The sequence below is a fragment of the Stagnihabitans tardus genome, assembly GCF_009925085.1.
In the GTDB taxonomy this organism is placed as follows: domain Bacteria; phylum Pseudomonadota; class Alphaproteobacteria; order Rhodobacterales; family Rhodobacteraceae; genus Stagnihabitans; species Stagnihabitans tardus.
In genome coordinates this window covers 13,339-26,976 of record NZ_JAABNR010000034.1, presented here as the reverse complement: position 1 = coordinate 26,976, position 13,638 = coordinate 13,339, and the positions used below count along the sequence as shown (strand labels likewise).

Below are 13,638 nucleotides of genomic sequence, written 5' to 3'. Positions count from 1 at the left end.
GGGGGCGGAGCCCCCCGCACCCCCCGGCGCGCGGGCCGCGAGCTTTCGGCTTTTCCGCAGGAAAATCCGAAAGCTCGCGGCAAACCCGGGGTGAACCCCGGGCTAGGGGGTGGTGCTATGGGCCGGGGTTCCGGGTGGAAGGCGCACGGGGGCGCTCCAGGGTGCCAGGGTTCAGGGGCGGAAGCCTGCCAGCCTGTCAAAGAGCGTCGCAATCCCCGCCTGATCCACATTGGCAAAGGCGATGCGGATTTGCCGCTGGCCCTCGTCATGGCTTTCGGGCTGGAACATCGTGCCCGGCAGCATCAGCGTCGCGGCCTTGGTCACGGCCGCCTTGCAGACCGCCTCGGAGCCCTGGGCGAAGGGATGCGCGACATAGGCGAAATAGGCGCCGCAGCCCAGGAGCTTCCAGCCTTCCAGCGCGCCGAAGCCTTCCACCATGGCGGCGCGGCGGGCGAGGATCTCGGCCCGCTCGCCCGCCACCCATTGCGCAAGGTTCCGCATCCCCCACAGCGCCGCGATCTGGCCCAATTGGCTGGGGCAGATGGCGACGGTGTCGAGGAACTTCTCGACCTCTGCCAGGCGCGCGGTCGAGGCCACGATGGCCCCCACGCGGTGGCCGGTCAGGCGATAGGCCTTGGAGAAGGAGTAAAGCTGGATGAAGCAATCGGCCCAGTCCGGATCGGCAAAGAGCTCATGCGGCCGCCCCGTCCTTGCGTCGAAATCGCGGTAGGTCTCATCGAGGATCAGCGCGAGGCCGCGTGCCCGCGCCAGGTCGCGGAAAGCGGCCACCAGCTCGGCCGGATATTCCACCCCGCCCGGGTTGTTGGGCGAGACCAGAACGATGGCCCGCGTCCGGTCGGTGATCAGCGCGGCGGCGCGCACAGGGTCGGGCAACAGGTCGGCCCCGGTGGCCAAGGGCACGGAGCGCACACCCTGCATGTCCAGCCACATCTTGTGATTGAAATACCAGGGCGTCGGCAGGATGACCTCGTCCCCCGCCCCCGCCAGCGTCGACATGACCGCCGTGAAGGCCTGGTTGCAGCCTTGGGTGATCGCCACCTCCTCGGGCCGGATCACCCCGCCGTAAGAGGCGCTCCATTGGGCGGCGATCTCTTCGCGCAAGCCCTGCAGGCCCAGCACCGGGCCATAGAGATGCGCATTGGGGTCGTTCACCGCAGCCTCGGCCAGGGCCTGGCGCAAAGCCAGGGGCGGCAGGTCCACCGGCGCGGCCTGGGAGACGTTGATCAAAGGCCGATCCGCCGGAAAGGTCAGGCCCGCGATCCAGCGCCGCGCCTCCATCACCGGGGGCGGATCGGTGGCGGCCATGGCGGGGTTCAGGGGGGTCAGGGTCATGGGTCTCTCCGGTTTGGGGGGCAGCATAGCCGGGGGCAAAGCGGGGGGGAAGCCTGTGGATGGATTGGGGACAAGCCGGGGGGCGAATCGCCAAAGCCGTGGAAACCCTGTTGCGGCTGGGCTGGATGTGGTAGGATCATGGGGCTGGGCATCAAGCGCTGGGGCGGGGTCTGCTTCGTCCACAGGCTTCTCCACCGGATCTTCCCCCGCGGCTTTTGCTTTACCGGGGGCGGGCCAGGGGTTAGGAACCGATGCCTGGCCGAGGGGCCAAGAGACGTGCGGGAAACGATGACCCCGGAACCGGGGCAAGGGGGCAGGAATGAACGAAGTTGCGACGATCAGGCCGAATGTGCCGGTGGCTGCGGGCGAGGCGGAAGTCCTGCCCCACAACATCGAGGCCGAACAGCAGCTTCTGGGCGCGATCCTGACCAACAACGATGTCTATGACCGGATCTCCAGCCTCGTGAAGGCCGAGCATTTCTATGACCCCCTCCATGCCCGCATCTTCGAGCGCATGGCCGCGCGGATCCAGAAGAACGCCTTGGCCTCTCCGGTCACGCTGAAGCCCTTCTTCGAGGATGACCCGGGGCTGAAGGAGCTGGGCGGGCCCGCCTACCTGGTGCGTCTGGCCGGGGCCGCGATCAGCGCCTATGCCGCGCGGGACTATGCGCAGATGATCTATGACCTCGCCGTCCGGCGCGAGTTGATCTCCTTGGGCCGCGATATCGTCGCCCGCGCCGCCAAGGTCGAGGTCGACAGCGAGCCCAAGGACCAGATCATCGACGCCGAGCAGAAGCTCTACAAGCTGGGCGAGCAGGGTGTGGCGGAGCGCGGCTTCCAGTCTTTCCTGAAGGCCGTGACCGAGGCGGTCAACGTGGCCAACGCCGCCTATCAGCGCGATGGGGGGCTGGCGGGGATCTCGACCGGGCTGATCGACCTCGACAAGAAGCTGGGGGGGCTGCATCCTTCCGACCTTCTGATCCTTGCGGGGCGACCCTCGATGGGCAAGACCTCGCTCGCCACCAACATCGCCTTCAACATCGCCAAGGCCTATAAGCGTGGCCGCCTGCCGGATGGTGGCGAAGGCACGGTCGAGGGCGGCGCGGTGGGCTTCTTCTCGCTCGAAATGAGCGCCGAGCAGCTGGCGGCGCGGATCCTGTCGGAGGCCTCCGAAGTGCCCTCCGAGCAGATCCGGCGGGGTGACATGACCGAGGGCGAGTTCCGCCGCTTCGTCGAGGCCGCCAAGAGCCTCGAGTCCTGCCCGATCTATATCGACGACACGCCGGCCCTGCCGATCTCCCAGGTCGCGGCCCGGGCGCGGCGGTTGAAGCGGACCCATGGGCTGGATGTGCTGGTCATCGACTACCTGCAGCTGTTGAAGGGCCATTCCAAGGACAACCGGGTGCAGGAAGTCTCCGAAATCACCCAGGGCCTGAAGGCGATTGCGAAAGAGCTGAACATCCCGGTGATCGCCCTGTCGCAGCTCTCGCGTCAGGTCGAAAGCCGCGAGGACAAGCGGCCGCAGCTGAGTGACCTGCGGGAATCGGGCTCGATCGAGCAGGACGCCGATGTGGTGATGTTCGTTTACCGCGACGAATACTACAAGGAACGCGAGAAACCGGGCGATCATGAGCTCGACAAGATGGCCGCCTGGCAGGTCATCATGGAGCAATGCCACGGCAAGGCCGAAGTCATCATCGGCAAGCAGCGTCACGGGCCGATCGGCACGGTGGAGCTTTCGTTCGAGGGCCGCTTCACGCGGTTCGGCAACTTGGCCAAGGCCTGGCAGGGCGGCGGCGGCGGCGATTACTGAGGTCGCGCTTGCGGCGCGGCTGGGGGCTGCCCGCCCCCAGACCCCCGGGGATATTTGGGCCATTGTGCAAGCTGGAGGGGGCTGCGGCGCGACTGTGCCGGGCTCTTGCGGCTGAGGCTGGGGGCTGCCTGCCCCCAGACCCCCGGGGATATTTGGGCCAATGTGAAAGCTGGAGGGGGGCGCGGCGCGACTGTTCCGCGCTTCTGGGGCCGAGACTGGGGGCCGTCTGCCCCAGTGTGGAACGCGAAGGCGGGCTGCGGGGGCAGGACTTGGTGGCACCTTGTCGCACGGGCCGAGCCGGTTGGCGTCAGCCAGAGGCGAGAGGAAGCTCTTGCGCGGAACGCGCTCAATTGGGTTCCGGGGCCGGGGGCTCAAATGCAAACGGAGCCGCTTGGGCTCCGTTTCGGGTCTTCCGGGATGGGGCGGCCTTATTTCGGGCCGACCATCATCACCATCTGCTTGCCTTCCAGCTTGGGCATCGACTCGATCTTGCCCGCATCGCCGACATCGGCGGCCACGCGCTTGAGGAGTTCGAGCCCGAGTTCCTGGTGCGCCATCTCGCGGCCGCGGAAGCGCAGGGTGACCTTCACCTTGTCGCCCTCTTCGAGGAACTTCAAGACCGAGCGCATCTTGACCTGGTAGTCATGTTCATCCGTGCCCGGGCGGAACTTGATTTCCTTGATCTCGATGATGTGCTGCTTCTTGCGCGCCTCGGCCTCGCGCTTTTGCTGTTCGTACTTGTACTTGCCGAAGTCCATGATCTTGCAGACCGGCGGCTCGGCATTCGGCACGATCTCGACCAGGTCCAGGCCCGCCTCTTCTGCCATGGCCATCGCACGGGCAGGCGTCACGACGCCCACATTCTCACCATCGGCCCCGATCAGGCGGATTTCCGGGGAACGGATGCGGTCATTGATGCGCGGGCCGGTTTCGCGTTGCGGCGGAGCGTTATGAGGACGGCGTGCCAGGGTAATGATCCTTTCGAGATTTCATCGCGCGCAACATAGTCCTGTAACGCGGCGGCTTCAACCCGGCATCGCAGGGCTTGGGGCTGGGGCAAAGGGGAGCATTCGAGGAGCATTCGGGGCGCCACGGCCTTTGGCCGCCCCATGGTTCCTGGGGGGCGGGGGGCGATGGGCCGGGTTTTGCCGCATTGCGGCATTAGCCCTTTTCCTTTCTGCGACAACCTGTCATAGGGCGGACCATCCTAAACTGTCGGTTAACGGAGACCAGGCATGAACAAGAAACTCCTTCTCGCCATCATCGTGATCGCTGCCGCCGGTGGCGTCTGGTGGTCGATGAACAAGCCCGCCCCCGCACCGGAAGCCGCCACCGAGGCTGCTCCGGCCGCGACCACCGAAGCCGCTCCGGCTGCGACCACCGAGGCCGCTCCGGCTGCGACCACGGAAGCCGCCCCGGCTGCAACCACCGAGACCGCCCCGGCTGCAACCACCGAGGCCGCTCCGGCCGCGACCACCGAGGCCGCCCCGGCCGCGACCACCGAGGCCGCTCCGGCCGCGACCACCGAGGCCGCTCCGGCTGCGACCACCGAAGCCGCTCCGGCCGCTACCACCGAGGCTGCTCCGGCCGCGACCACCGAAGCCGCCCCGGCTGCTGCGGCGCCCGACGCTGCTGCCCTGGCCGCTGCTCTTGACCCGGCCAAGTTCGACGCCGCGACCGTGACCGCTGCCATCGACGCCTCGACCTTGGACGATGCGACCAAGATGGCGCTGAAGGCCTCGATCACCGCCGCTGGCACCGATGCCGCCAAGCTGGGTGAAGTCGTCGCCGCCGTGAAGGCCGCGCTGAAGATCCAGTAAGCCCCACAAGGCTTTGGACGAAAGGGCCGGGGGAAACCTCGGCCCTTTTTCTTTGGCGCGGGGGCCCGGGGTTTACCCCGGGCTACGCGGATGGCGGCAGAGCGCTCTTGCGGTGGGGTGGGCACTTGGATGCTCCCGGGGAGGGTTTCACACCCTCCCCGGACCCCGCCCGTGGGATATTTGAGCCAAGTTGAAAGGGTAAGGCCGGGGCTTTGCTTGCCCCGGCCTTGTGGTCTGTCCGCGGCCTGCTTCGGGCGCGTTTAGATCCCGTCGCCGACGAAGGCCTTTTCGACCACGAATTCCTTGGGGTCGGAGTTCGCGCCCTCGCGCAGGCCGAAGCCTTCGAGGATGGCCTTCACATCGACGTTGAAGGCGAGGCTCCCGCAGACCATGGCGCGGTCATGCGCCGGGTCCATCTTGGGGATGCCAAGGTCGGCGAAGACCTTGCCGGAGGTCAGGTTGTCGGTCACGCGGCCCATGTGGTGGAACTCTTCCCGCGTCGTGGTGGGGTAGTATTTCAGCTTCGAGCCCACCATCTCGCCGATCAGCGGGTCATCTGCCAAGCTTTCCACCAATTGGCGGCCATATTCCAGCTCGGCCACCTCGCGGCAGGTGTGCATCATGATGACTTCGTCGTATTTCTCGTAGGTCTCGGGCTCTCGCAAAAGGCTGGCGAAGGGGGCGAAGCCGGTGCCTGTCGAGAGGAAATAGATCCGCTTGCCGGGCATCAGCGCGTCATGCACCAGCGTACCCACGGGCTTGGGACGCAGGATGATCTCGTCGCCCACCTGGATATGCTGCAGCTTCGAGGTCAGGGGGCCGTCGGGGACCTTGATCGAATAGAACTCCAGCTCTTCGTCCCAAGCGGGAGAGGCGATGGAATAGGCGCGCAGGAGAGGTTTGCCGTTGTCGCCCATCAGGCCGATCATCACGAACTCGCCCGAGCGGAAGCGCAAGGACTTCGGACGCGTCACGCGGAAGGAGAAGAGGCGGTCGGTCCAATGGGTCACCGCGGTCACGGTCTGGGCGTCGGGCAGGTGGGGTTTGGCGGTATCGGACATCGGGGCCTCGGGGTGGTTTGGTCAGGCAGATAGACCTTTCCAGGCCCCCGGGAAAGGGGGCGCGGCAAAAGGCTGCGGGGGGCTTCAGGCCTTCAGGCGGGCGAGGTAGTCGTGCGACTTCCAGTCGGCGCGGAAGAGCCACTGGGCCTCGGGCTGGCGGGCGGCGAGCTCGTCGGGGATTTCGACGGCATCGAAACCCACGCGGCGCGCCATGGCATATTGGTCGGCGATGACCGGACCCTTGGCGATGAGTTGGCCTTTGTAGCCCATCATCCTGAGCCGGCGGGCGACGGTGAAGGCGCGGCCGTCGTTGAAGGCGGGGAAGGCCACGCGGATCGTGGTGATCTGGTCGAGATGGGCTTCCAGCGCTTCGGGGTCGTCGGTTTGTAAGAGGTCCACCGCGCCCTGATGCGCCGAGAGCTCGGCCAGGGTCACGGTGTGAAGCTCGGGCGCGGGGGCAAAGCCCTGGTCGGTCACGAGGACGGTCATAGGGAGTTCTCCTTCGCAAGGCGCACGGCCTTGCCGTCGATGAAATGGATGCCGCATTCGACCTTGTCGGAGTTCCGCCAACGGCCGGCGCGGGGGTCTTCGCCCTCTTTGACCGGCGTCGTGCAGGGCGCGCAGCCGATCGAAGGGTAGCCCTTGGCGACCAGGGGATGGCGCGGCAGGCGGTTGTTGACCATGTAGTCGGCGATATCCTCGCGGCCCCAATGGGCCAAGGGGTTCACCTTGATGCGGAAATCGCCTTCGTTCTCGAAGAAATCGACGGTTTCGCGGCCATTGCCCTGGAAGCGCTTGCGGCCCGTGATCCAGCCGTCGAATTCCGACAGCGCACGCTCCAAGGGCTCCACCTTGCGCACGCCGCAGCAGGCGTCGGTCGAGAACTGGTGCAGCGTGCCATCCGGATCCTCGAAGGAGACCCGGTTGGGGTTGGCGCGGATCGTGCGCAGGTCGCAGAGGTTCAGCTTCTCGGCCACCTCGCGTTGATAATCCAGGGTTTCCTGGAAGAGCATGCGGGTGTCGACGAAGAGAACCGGCGTCTCGGGGGCGATGATCGAGACGAGGTGCAAGAGCACCACCGACTCCGCGCCAAAGGAGGAGACCAGGGCCACGCGGCCGAGGTCGGCATCCTTCAGCGCATGTTCGAGGACGGCGGTCGCCGAATGGTGCTTGTAGCGGGCGTTCAGAAGCCCGACCCGTTCGGCCACCGGTCCCAAGGTCATGTCACGCGGCATCCTGTGTGTCCTCGGACCCATAGAGGGCCGCTTTGAAGGGTTCGATGCCCAGCCGCCGATAGGCCTGGAGGAAGGTCTCTTCGGCGCTCGTGCGGTGCTCGATATAGGCGCGGATCAGGCGTTCCACGGCGGGGACGACCTGGTCATAGGCGAAGCCATGGCCGGTCTTCTCGCCGATGGAGGCCGTCTCGGTCCCATCGCCGCCCAGCGTGATCTGGTAGTTCTCGACGCCCGCACGATCCAGACCCAGGATGCCGATATGGCCGACATGGTGATGCCCGCAGGCATTGATGCAGCCCGAGATCTTGATCTTCAGCGGGCCGATCTCGTGTTCCAGGTCCAAAGCGCGGAAATGGGTGGCGATTTCCTGGGCGATGGGGATCGAACGCGCAGTGGCGAGCGCGCAATAGTCCATGCCGGGGCAGGCGATGATATCCGAGATCAGGCCGACATTGGCCGTGGCCAGCCCCACCTGTTGCAGGGCGGCATGGACCGCCGGAAGGTCCGACTTGTGGACATGGGGCAGGATCACGTTCTGCTCATGCGAGATGCGCAACTCGTTGTAGCCATAGGTCTCGGAGAGATCGGCCAGGACCCGCATCTGGGCCGAGGTCGCATCGCCGGGCGTCTGCCCATGGGCCTTGATCGAGACGGTGACGATGGCGTGATCCGCGTCGCGGTGGGCGGAGAGGTTCGTGTCGGCCCAGGCGCGGAAGATCGGGTCTTTCCGGGCGGTCTCATAGGCGGTGACCGGCGCGGTCTTCAGCGCGGGCGAGGCAAAGGCCGCGCGGATATCGGCCAGGAGCTGCTGGTCATGGCCTTTGAAGAGCGGGCGGATCTCGGCGAAACGCTCTTCGATCATGCGGGTGATTTCGGCCGCACCGGTCTCGAAAACGGTGATCTTGATGCGCGCCTTGTACTTGTTATCCCGCCGACCGAGGATGTTATAGACCGACAGCACGGCCTCGACATAGGGCAGAAGGTCGCCCACGGGCAGGAAATCGCGGACCTTGTGGCCGATCATCGGCGTCCGGCCGAGGCCGCCACCGACGAAGACCTCGAAGCCCGGTGCTCCGTCGCGGGAGGTCATGCGCAGCCCGATGTCATGGGCGGCGGTGACGGCGCGGTCATGGGGCGAGCCGGTGATCGCGATCTTGAACTTGCGCGGCAGGAACTGGAACTCCGGGTGGTCGGTGGACCATTGGCGCAGAAGCTCGGCATAGGGGCGGGGGTCTTCGATCTCATCGGCGGCAGCGCCTGCGAAGTGGTCGGCGGTGACGTTCCGCACGCAATTTCCGCTGGTCTGGATCGCATGCATGCCGACATCGGCCAGCGCCTGGAGGATGGCAGGCACGTCGGGCAGCTTCGGCCAGTTGAACTGGATGTTCTGGCGCGTGGTGAAATGGCCATAGCCCTTGTCCCAGGTGTCGGCGATATGGGCCAACTGGCGCATCTGGCGCGGGTTGATCGTGCCGTAAGGGATCGCCACGCGCAGCATATAGGCATGGAGCTGCAGGTAGAGCCCGTTCATCAGCCGCAGGGGCCGGAACTCGTCCTCGGTCAGCGAGCCATCGAGGCGGCGGTTCACCTGGTCGGTGAACTGCGCCACGCGCGAGGCGATGAAGGCTTCGTCGAATTCGGAATAGGAATACATCTGCGGGCTCTTTTTCGGGAGGGGGCGGCGGGGTGAACCCCGCCCTGCGAGGCGTTGCGGTTGGGCGCTTCCGGGCTTTGATGACGCTGCGTAGCCCGGGGTATACCCCGGGTCTAGACCAGATCCACCTGCTTGCCATGGGCATAGTTGGACGGGCCACGGGTGCGGAATTCCTCGCGGAAATGAGTGGGCTCGGGGCCGTTGGGGCCGGGCTTGGCATCGGCGAGATAGGCGCCCACGACGTAAAGCGGCTGGGAGGCCGCCAGGGCCAGGCGGGCGGCGGCGCGGGTCTCGTCCTCGATCAGCTCGGCCTCGTGGTGATGGGGTGTCCAGCTGTCATCGGCGGCCAGGTAGACCACATCGCCTTCGCGCAGGCGGTTGGCGGTGACGACCTTGGGGGTGAAACGGCGGCTCATGGCAGGGCCTCTTGCAGGGAGAAGGTTTGCGCCTCGCGCGGGGCGAGGCCGTAAAGCAGGACGGCGGGGCCCGGGACGCGGGCGGCGGCCTCTGGCAGGGTGGAGAGCGTCGCCGCGATGACCTGTTGGTCGGGGCGCGAGACGTTTTCGACCAAGGTGATGGGGGTGGCGGGATCGGCGCCATGCATCATCAAACGGCCTTGCAGGAAGCGGGCGGATTTCTTGGCCATGTAGATCGCGGCCACCTCGCCCCTCTGGGCCAGGCCACGCCAGTCCTGCTCGGCGAAGCCCGCCATGTCATGGCCGGTGACGATGCGCAGGGCGGCGTTGCGGCCGCGCCGGGTCAGGCTCTGGCCGATCTCGGCCGCGGCAACGGTCGCGGCGGTCAGGCCGGGGATTATGGTGAAGGCAAGCCCATGGGCCTCCAGCGCCTCGATTTCCTCGTCGAGGCGGCCGAAGATGCCGCAGTCGCCTGCCTTGAGACGCGCGACCTTGAAGCCCCGTTGCGCGTGATGCACGAGGGCCGCGTTGATCTCGGCCTGGGGGGTGTGGCGGCCGAAGCCCTCTTTGCCCATGTCGATCTTGCGGACCGTCTCGGGGATCAGGGCGAGGATCTCGGGCCCGACGAGCCGGTCATGGATCACCACCTCTGCCGCCTGCAGGGCCGCAAGCGCCCCCAGCGTCAGATGTGCAGCCGCACCCGGCCCGGCACCGATGAAGGTGACGGGGAAGGGCGGGGCTTTGGAAGCATCGGTCATGGCGGGCCTCATTCTTGCGGGGTATATAGAATAATTTCCCAAGGAAAGGCCATGCCCTCTGGACAATAAGGAAGTTCGTTCAATATAGCTTGGTGCAAGGAACAGGGTTCCGGTTGTCGGGGGAGATTTGGAATGGCTGCCCAAGTGGACGAGTTGGACCGCAAGATCCTGGCCGAATTGCAGGTCGATGCCGAGCAGAGCCTGGACGAAATCGCCCGCAAGGTCGGGTCCTCGAAGACGCCGGTCTGGAACCGGATCAAGCGGATGCGCGAGGCGGGGGTGATCAAGCGGACCGTGGCGGTTTGCGATCCGGAGGGCCTGGGGCTGGAGGCCTGTTTCTTCGTCCTGGTGCGCACGTCTGAGCATGAACTGGGCTGGGAGAAGCGCTTCCTGGACGTGGTCCGCCGCCGCCCCGAGGTGCTGGAGGCGCATCGGCTGGCGGGGGATGTGGACTATATCCTGAAGGTCTGGGTCAAGAATGCCCGCGCCTATGACGCCTTCTACCAGGCACTGATTTCCGAGGTGAAGATCTACAACGTCACCGCTTTGCTCAGCATGGAAGAGATCAAGATGACGACGGCTTTGCCCTTGTGACGGGGGCAGGATGGATGTTTGTGCCAAGTTGAAAGGGGGGAGCTCGGGCGCGAAGGGGATATTTGAGCAAGGGCGAAAGGGAAGGGCGTTCTGGGGGCGCGCGGCAAGGGAGTATTTGGATCAGTATAAAAGGGGGCCCTTGCGAGGTTGGCGCGGCAAGGGAGTATTTGGGCCAAATTGAAAGCAGGCGGGGCGCGGTTATGGGCGGCGCGGGACTTGGAAGAGAGTATTTGGGCAAATGTGAGGGGGGCTTTCGGGCTTCGCCCGTCCAGGGCCTCTTCGGAGACATGTGAAAGGGACGGCGCGCTCGGGGCGCGCGCGGCCCTTCCGGATTTTGGTGAAGTTCGGGGCTCAGGAAGTTGATTTTACGATGAAATCCAGCGTGGCATCGGCGAGCTTGTCCAGCATTTCGGGGCCCTGGGTGGCGTTGAAGCTATGGTCCATCTCGGCGAACCAGGCCTCGTGGCTCCCCTTGTGGGCGGCGAGATAGGCTTCGGCCGCCAGGGTCGGGATCACGTCGTCCCTGGTGCCATGGGCCACGAAGAGGGGGCCCTGGTAATGGGCGATCTCTTCGGTTGGGCGGTTCGTCATCACGCCTTCGAAATAGCCGCGTTTCAGGTAGACGGTCTTTCCCCAGGGCAGGTCGATCCGGTGCGGTCCCGGCTCTTCGAGACGCTGGCGCAGGACTTCGGTCCCCTGGATTTCGGCAAGGCTCGCCCTGGGATTGGCCAGGGGCGCCCAGAGCGCGGTTGCGCGGGGCTTTTGGCTGCGCCCGGCGAAAGAGGCCGCGACGAGGCCACCCATGCTCCAGCCCAGCACGGCGACCGGGGTGACGCGGGGGTCTTGGGTCAGGGCCTCCCAGGCGGCATGGGCATCAGCGATCTGGGTCTCATAGGTCGTATCGGCGAAATCGCCGTCCGAGCCTTGGCCGAGGAAGCTGGAGCCGCGGAAGTCGATGCGGAGGCTTGCCATGCCGCGAGCGGCCCAGCGGCGGGCGGTGCGCGAGAAGACGCCCTCGCCGACCCCGGCGATGACCTGCTCGTCGCGGCTCCCGGTGAAGCCGTGCAGCATGAGGATGCAGGGGGAGGGGCCGCCTTGGGGCAGGCAGAGCGTGCCTTGCAGGCGTTGGCCTGCGACATAGGTGTTCAAGAGCGTCTCGATCATTCCCATCTCCCGGAAAATCCTTCGGGCACAAGCACATGATCGCGCGAGAAGTCCCGCGCATGCTGCACGCCGCAAAGCGCAAGTGACGTGTCCATTTCATTGCGGATCACGGTCAGGGCCTCGGTGACGCCGCGTTGGCCCAAGGCGCCGAGGCCGTAGAGGAAGCTGCGGCCGATGAAGGTGCCGTCGGCGCCCAGGGCCAGGGCCTTCAGCACGTCTTGCCCCGAGCGGATGCCGCCATCCAGGTAGACCTGGGTGCGGCCCTGGACGGCCTCGACAATCCCCGGCAGGGCGCGGATCGTCGAGAGCGCGCCGTCCAGCTGCCTGCCGCCGTGGTTCGAGACCAGGATCGCATCGGCCCCCACATCCAGCGCGGCGCGGGCGTCGTCGGGGTCGAGGATGCCCTTCAGGATCACCTTCCCGCCCCATTTGTCGCGCAATTTTCGGACCTTGGACCAATCCAGATGCGGGTCGAGGTTCTTGTTCGACCAATCGTTCAGGGCCTGCAGCGAATGGACCCCCTTGGCATGGCCCACGACATTGCGGAAGGTCCTCCGCTTGGTCATGGCCATCTCCCAAGACCAGCGCGGATGCAGCGCCATGTCCAGGAGGTTGCGCGGGGTCATCTTGGGCGGGGCGGTCAGGCCGTTCTTGATGTCCTTGTGGCGCTGCCCCAGGATTTGCAGGTCCAAGGTGATCACCAGCGCGTCACAGCGCGCGGCCCTTGCGCGCTCGATCAGGCCATCGACGAAATCCTCGTCCTGCATGACGTAAAGCTGGAACCAGAAGGGGGCGCCGGTGGCCTCCGCCACGTCCTCGATGGAACAGATGGAAAAGGTCGAGAGCGTGAAGGGAACGCCGAAGTCACGCGCGGCGCGGGCGGCCTTGATCTCTCCATCGGCCGATTGCATGCCGCAGGAGCCGATGGGGCAGAGCGCCACGGGCATGGTGGGCATCCGGTCCAGCATGGGCATGGCGGTGGTCCGGCCCGAGAGGTCACGGGCGACGCGCTGGCGCAGCCTGATCTTCGCGAAGTCGCCCTCGTTGTCGCGGAAGGTCTGTTCGGTATAGCTGCCGCTCTCGCAATAGTCCCAGAACATCTTCGGCACGGCCCGGCGGTGGAGCTGCTTCAGGTCCTCTATACAGGTGATGGGGGGCATCAGGCGGCCTTCACGAAACGGCGGTCAGGGACGACCCAAAGCGCCGCCACCAGCGCCACGATGGCCAGCGAGACCAGGGGCAGGAAGACTGAGATCACCAATGCGGCCAGGTAAAGCCCGAAGGAGGCCTTGTCCTTGACCCCCTTGCTCAGGGCCCGGGCAAAGTCGCTGTCGCGGCCATGCTGGGCGATCAGCGCCATCTCGAGCAGCAGGTAAGAGACCGCGCACATCAGAAGGTCAAGGCAATAGACGAAGACCGTGACGGGGGCGAAGTGGTTTTCCCCCATGAACCCGGTCGCAAAGGGCAAAAGCGACAGCCAGAACAAGAGGTTGAGATTGGCCCAAAGCACCCAGCCGCCCACATGTTTGACGGCGTGGAACATGTGGTGGTGGTTGTTCCAATAGATGCCGACATTGGCAAAGGACAGGACATAGCTCAGGAAGATCGGGATCAGGGGGACTAGCGCCCGGAAATCCTCGCCATGGGGGATTTTCAGCTCCAGCACCATGATCGTGATGATGATGGCGATGACGCCATCCGAAAAGGCCTCGATCCGTCCCTTGGTCATCTTTTCCCCCGTTTTGGGGGCAGAGTGACCGGGGATGCGGG

The 13,638-nt window shown here is 65.9% G+C and carries 14 protein-coding genes; 3 read left to right on the top strand and 11 right to left on the bottom strand.

The window, feature by feature from the left end; genetic code table 11:
* Positions 1-171: 171 nt before the first annotated feature.
* Entirely contained in the window at positions 172-1,353 is a 1,182-nt protein-coding gene (locus GV832_RS19685; protein ID WP_168776591.1) for an aminotransferase, read from the bottom strand.
* Positions 1,354-1,672: 319 nt separating this feature from the next.
* On the opposite strand from GV832_RS19685, the gene GV832_RS19680 reads away from it, so the two are divergent.
* The gene (locus GV832_RS19680) at positions 1,673-3,166 is read left to right on the top strand and encodes a replicative DNA helicase (protein ID WP_168776590.1); all 1,494 of its coding nucleotides are present in this window, start codon (positions 1,673-1,675) and stop codon (positions 3,164-3,166) included.
* A gap of 428 nt (positions 3,167-3,594) precedes the next feature.
* Here GV832_RS19680 and infC read toward each other — a convergent pair whose 3' ends face one another.
* Positions 3,595-4,083, bottom strand: a complete 489-nt coding sequence (gene infC / locus GV832_RS19675; protein WP_435531777.1) for a translation initiation factor IF-3 — start codon at positions 4,081-4,083, stop codon at positions 3,595-3,597.
* 318 nt (positions 4,084-4,401) lie between these two features.
* Here infC and GV832_RS19670 point away from each other — a divergent pair, with 318 nt between their 5' ends.
* Positions 4,402-4,986: a hypothetical protein gene (locus GV832_RS19670; protein WP_168776589.1), complete on the top strand. Its 585-nt coding sequence runs from the start codon at positions 4,402-4,404 to the stop codon at positions 4,984-4,986.
* Positions 4,987-5,246: 260 nt separating this feature from the next.
* On the opposite strand, the gene GV832_RS19665 is transcribed toward GV832_RS19670, so the two are convergent.
* The 6 genes from GV832_RS19665 to cobA all read right to left on the bottom strand — a co-directional run bounded on the left by GV832_RS19665 (position 5,247) and on the right by cobA (position 10,110).
* Complete coding sequence (locus GV832_RS19665; RefSeq protein WP_168776588.1) at positions 5,247-6,047, bottom strand: ferredoxin--NADP reductase; 801 nt, start codon at positions 6,045-6,047, stop codon at positions 5,247-5,249.
* An 84-nt stretch (positions 6,048-6,131) separates the two neighbouring features.
* Positions 6,132-6,536 carry a DUF934 domain-containing protein gene (locus GV832_RS19660; protein WP_168776587.1) on the bottom strand — a complete coding sequence of 135 codons (405 nt, stop codon included), beginning with the start codon at positions 6,534-6,536 and terminating at the stop codon, positions 6,132-6,134.
* Complete coding sequence (locus tag GV832_RS19655) at positions 6,533-7,270, bottom strand: phosphoadenylyl-sulfate reductase (RefSeq protein ID WP_435531776.1); 738 nt, start codon at positions 7,268-7,270, stop codon at positions 6,533-6,535. The genes GV832_RS19660 and GV832_RS19655 overlap by 4 nt, the downstream gene beginning before the upstream one ends.
* A gap of 1 nt (position 7,271) precedes the next feature.
* Positions 7,272-8,936 carry a nitrite/sulfite reductase gene (locus GV832_RS19650; protein WP_168776585.1) on the bottom strand — a complete coding sequence of 555 codons (1,665 nt, stop codon included), beginning with the start codon at positions 8,934-8,936 and terminating at the stop codon, positions 7,272-7,274.
* 113 nt (positions 8,937-9,049) lie between these two features.
* Positions 9,050-9,352 carry a DUF2849 domain-containing protein gene (locus GV832_RS19645; protein WP_168776584.1) on the bottom strand — a complete coding sequence of 101 codons (303 nt, stop codon included), beginning with the start codon at positions 9,350-9,352 and terminating at the stop codon, positions 9,050-9,052.
* Positions 9,349-10,110 carry a uroporphyrinogen-III C-methyltransferase gene (gene cobA, locus GV832_RS19640; protein WP_168776583.1) on the bottom strand — a complete coding sequence of 254 codons (762 nt, stop codon included), beginning with the start codon at positions 10,108-10,110 and terminating at the stop codon, positions 9,349-9,351. Before cobA ends, GV832_RS19645 begins: the two co-directional genes overlap by 4 nt.
* A gap of 132 nt (positions 10,111-10,242) precedes the next feature.
* Here cobA and GV832_RS19635 point away from each other — a divergent pair, with 132 nt between their 5' ends.
* A complete protein-coding gene (locus GV832_RS19635) occupies positions 10,243-10,704 on the top strand; it encodes an Lrp/AsnC family transcriptional regulator (RefSeq protein WP_168776582.1) in 462 nt (153 codons plus the stop codon).
* Positions 10,705-11,055: 351 nt separating this feature from the next.
* Here the strand turns inward: GV832_RS19635 and GV832_RS19630 are convergent, their stop codons facing one another.
* Genes GV832_RS19630 through GV832_RS19620 form a run of 3 tightly spaced genes read right to left on the bottom strand, consistent with a single transcriptional unit; the run spans position 11,056 to position 13,597 of the window.
* Positions 11,056-11,868 carry an alpha/beta hydrolase family protein gene (locus GV832_RS19630; protein ID WP_168776581.1) on the bottom strand — a complete coding sequence of 271 codons (813 nt, stop codon included), beginning with the start codon at positions 11,866-11,868 and terminating at the stop codon, positions 11,056-11,058.
* The gene (locus tag GV832_RS19625) at positions 11,865-13,028 is read right to left on the bottom strand and encodes an alpha-hydroxy acid oxidase (RefSeq protein WP_168776580.1); all 1,164 of its coding nucleotides are present in this window, start codon (positions 13,026-13,028) and stop codon (positions 11,865-11,867) included. Before GV832_RS19625 ends, GV832_RS19630 begins: the two co-directional genes overlap by 4 nt.
* A complete protein-coding gene (locus tag GV832_RS19620; protein ID WP_168776579.1) occupies positions 13,028-13,597 on the bottom strand; it encodes a TMEM175 family protein in 570 nt (189 codons plus the stop codon). Before GV832_RS19620 ends, GV832_RS19625 begins: the two co-directional genes overlap by 1 nt.
* Positions 13,598-13,638: the final 41 nt, after the last annotated feature.

Coding starts and splice junctions, on each gene's coding strand:
- GV832_RS19685 (WP_168776591.1), bottom strand. CDS start 1,353: ATGACCCTGACCCCCCTGAACCCCGCCATGGCCGCCACCGATCCGCCC.
- GV832_RS19680 (WP_168776590.1), top strand. CDS start 1,673: ATGAACGAAGTTGCGACGATCAGGCCGAATGTGCCGGTGGCTGCGGGC.
- GV832_RS19670 (WP_168776589.1), top strand. CDS start 4,402: ATGAACAAGAAACTCCTTCTCGCCATCATCGTGATCGCTGCCGCCGGT.
- GV832_RS19665 (WP_168776588.1), bottom strand. CDS start 6,047: ATGTCCGATACCGCCAAACCCCACCTGCCCGACGCCCAGACCGTGACC.
- GV832_RS19660 (WP_168776587.1), bottom strand. CDS start 6,536: ATGACCGTCCTCGTGACCGACCAGGGCTTTGCCCCCGCGCCCGAGCTT.
- GV832_RS19655 (WP_435531776.1), bottom strand. CDS start 7,270: ATGACCTTGGGACCGGTGGCCGAACGGGTCGGGCTTCTGAACGCCCGC.
- GV832_RS19650 (WP_168776585.1), bottom strand. CDS start 8,936: ATGTATTCCTATTCCGAATTCGACGAAGCCTTCATCGCCTCGCGCGTG.
- GV832_RS19645 (WP_168776584.1), bottom strand. CDS start 9,352: ATGAGCCGCCGTTTCACCCCCAAGGTCGTCACCGCCAACCGCCTGCGC.
- cobA (WP_168776583.1), bottom strand. CDS start 10,110: ATGACCGATGCTTCCAAAGCCCCGCCCTTCCCCGTCACCTTCATCGGT.
- GV832_RS19635 (WP_168776582.1), top strand. CDS start 10,243: ATGGCTGCCCAAGTGGACGAGTTGGACCGCAAGATCCTGGCCGAATTG.
- GV832_RS19630 (WP_168776581.1), bottom strand. CDS start 11,868: ATGATCGAGACGCTCTTGAACACCTATGTCGCAGGCCAACGCCTGCAA.
- GV832_RS19625 (WP_168776580.1), bottom strand. CDS start 13,028: ATGCCCCCCATCACCTGTATAGAGGACCTGAAGCAGCTCCACCGCCGG.
- GV832_RS19620 (WP_168776579.1), bottom strand. CDS start 13,597: ATGACCAAGGGACGGATCGAGGCCTTTTCGGATGGCGTCATCGCCATC.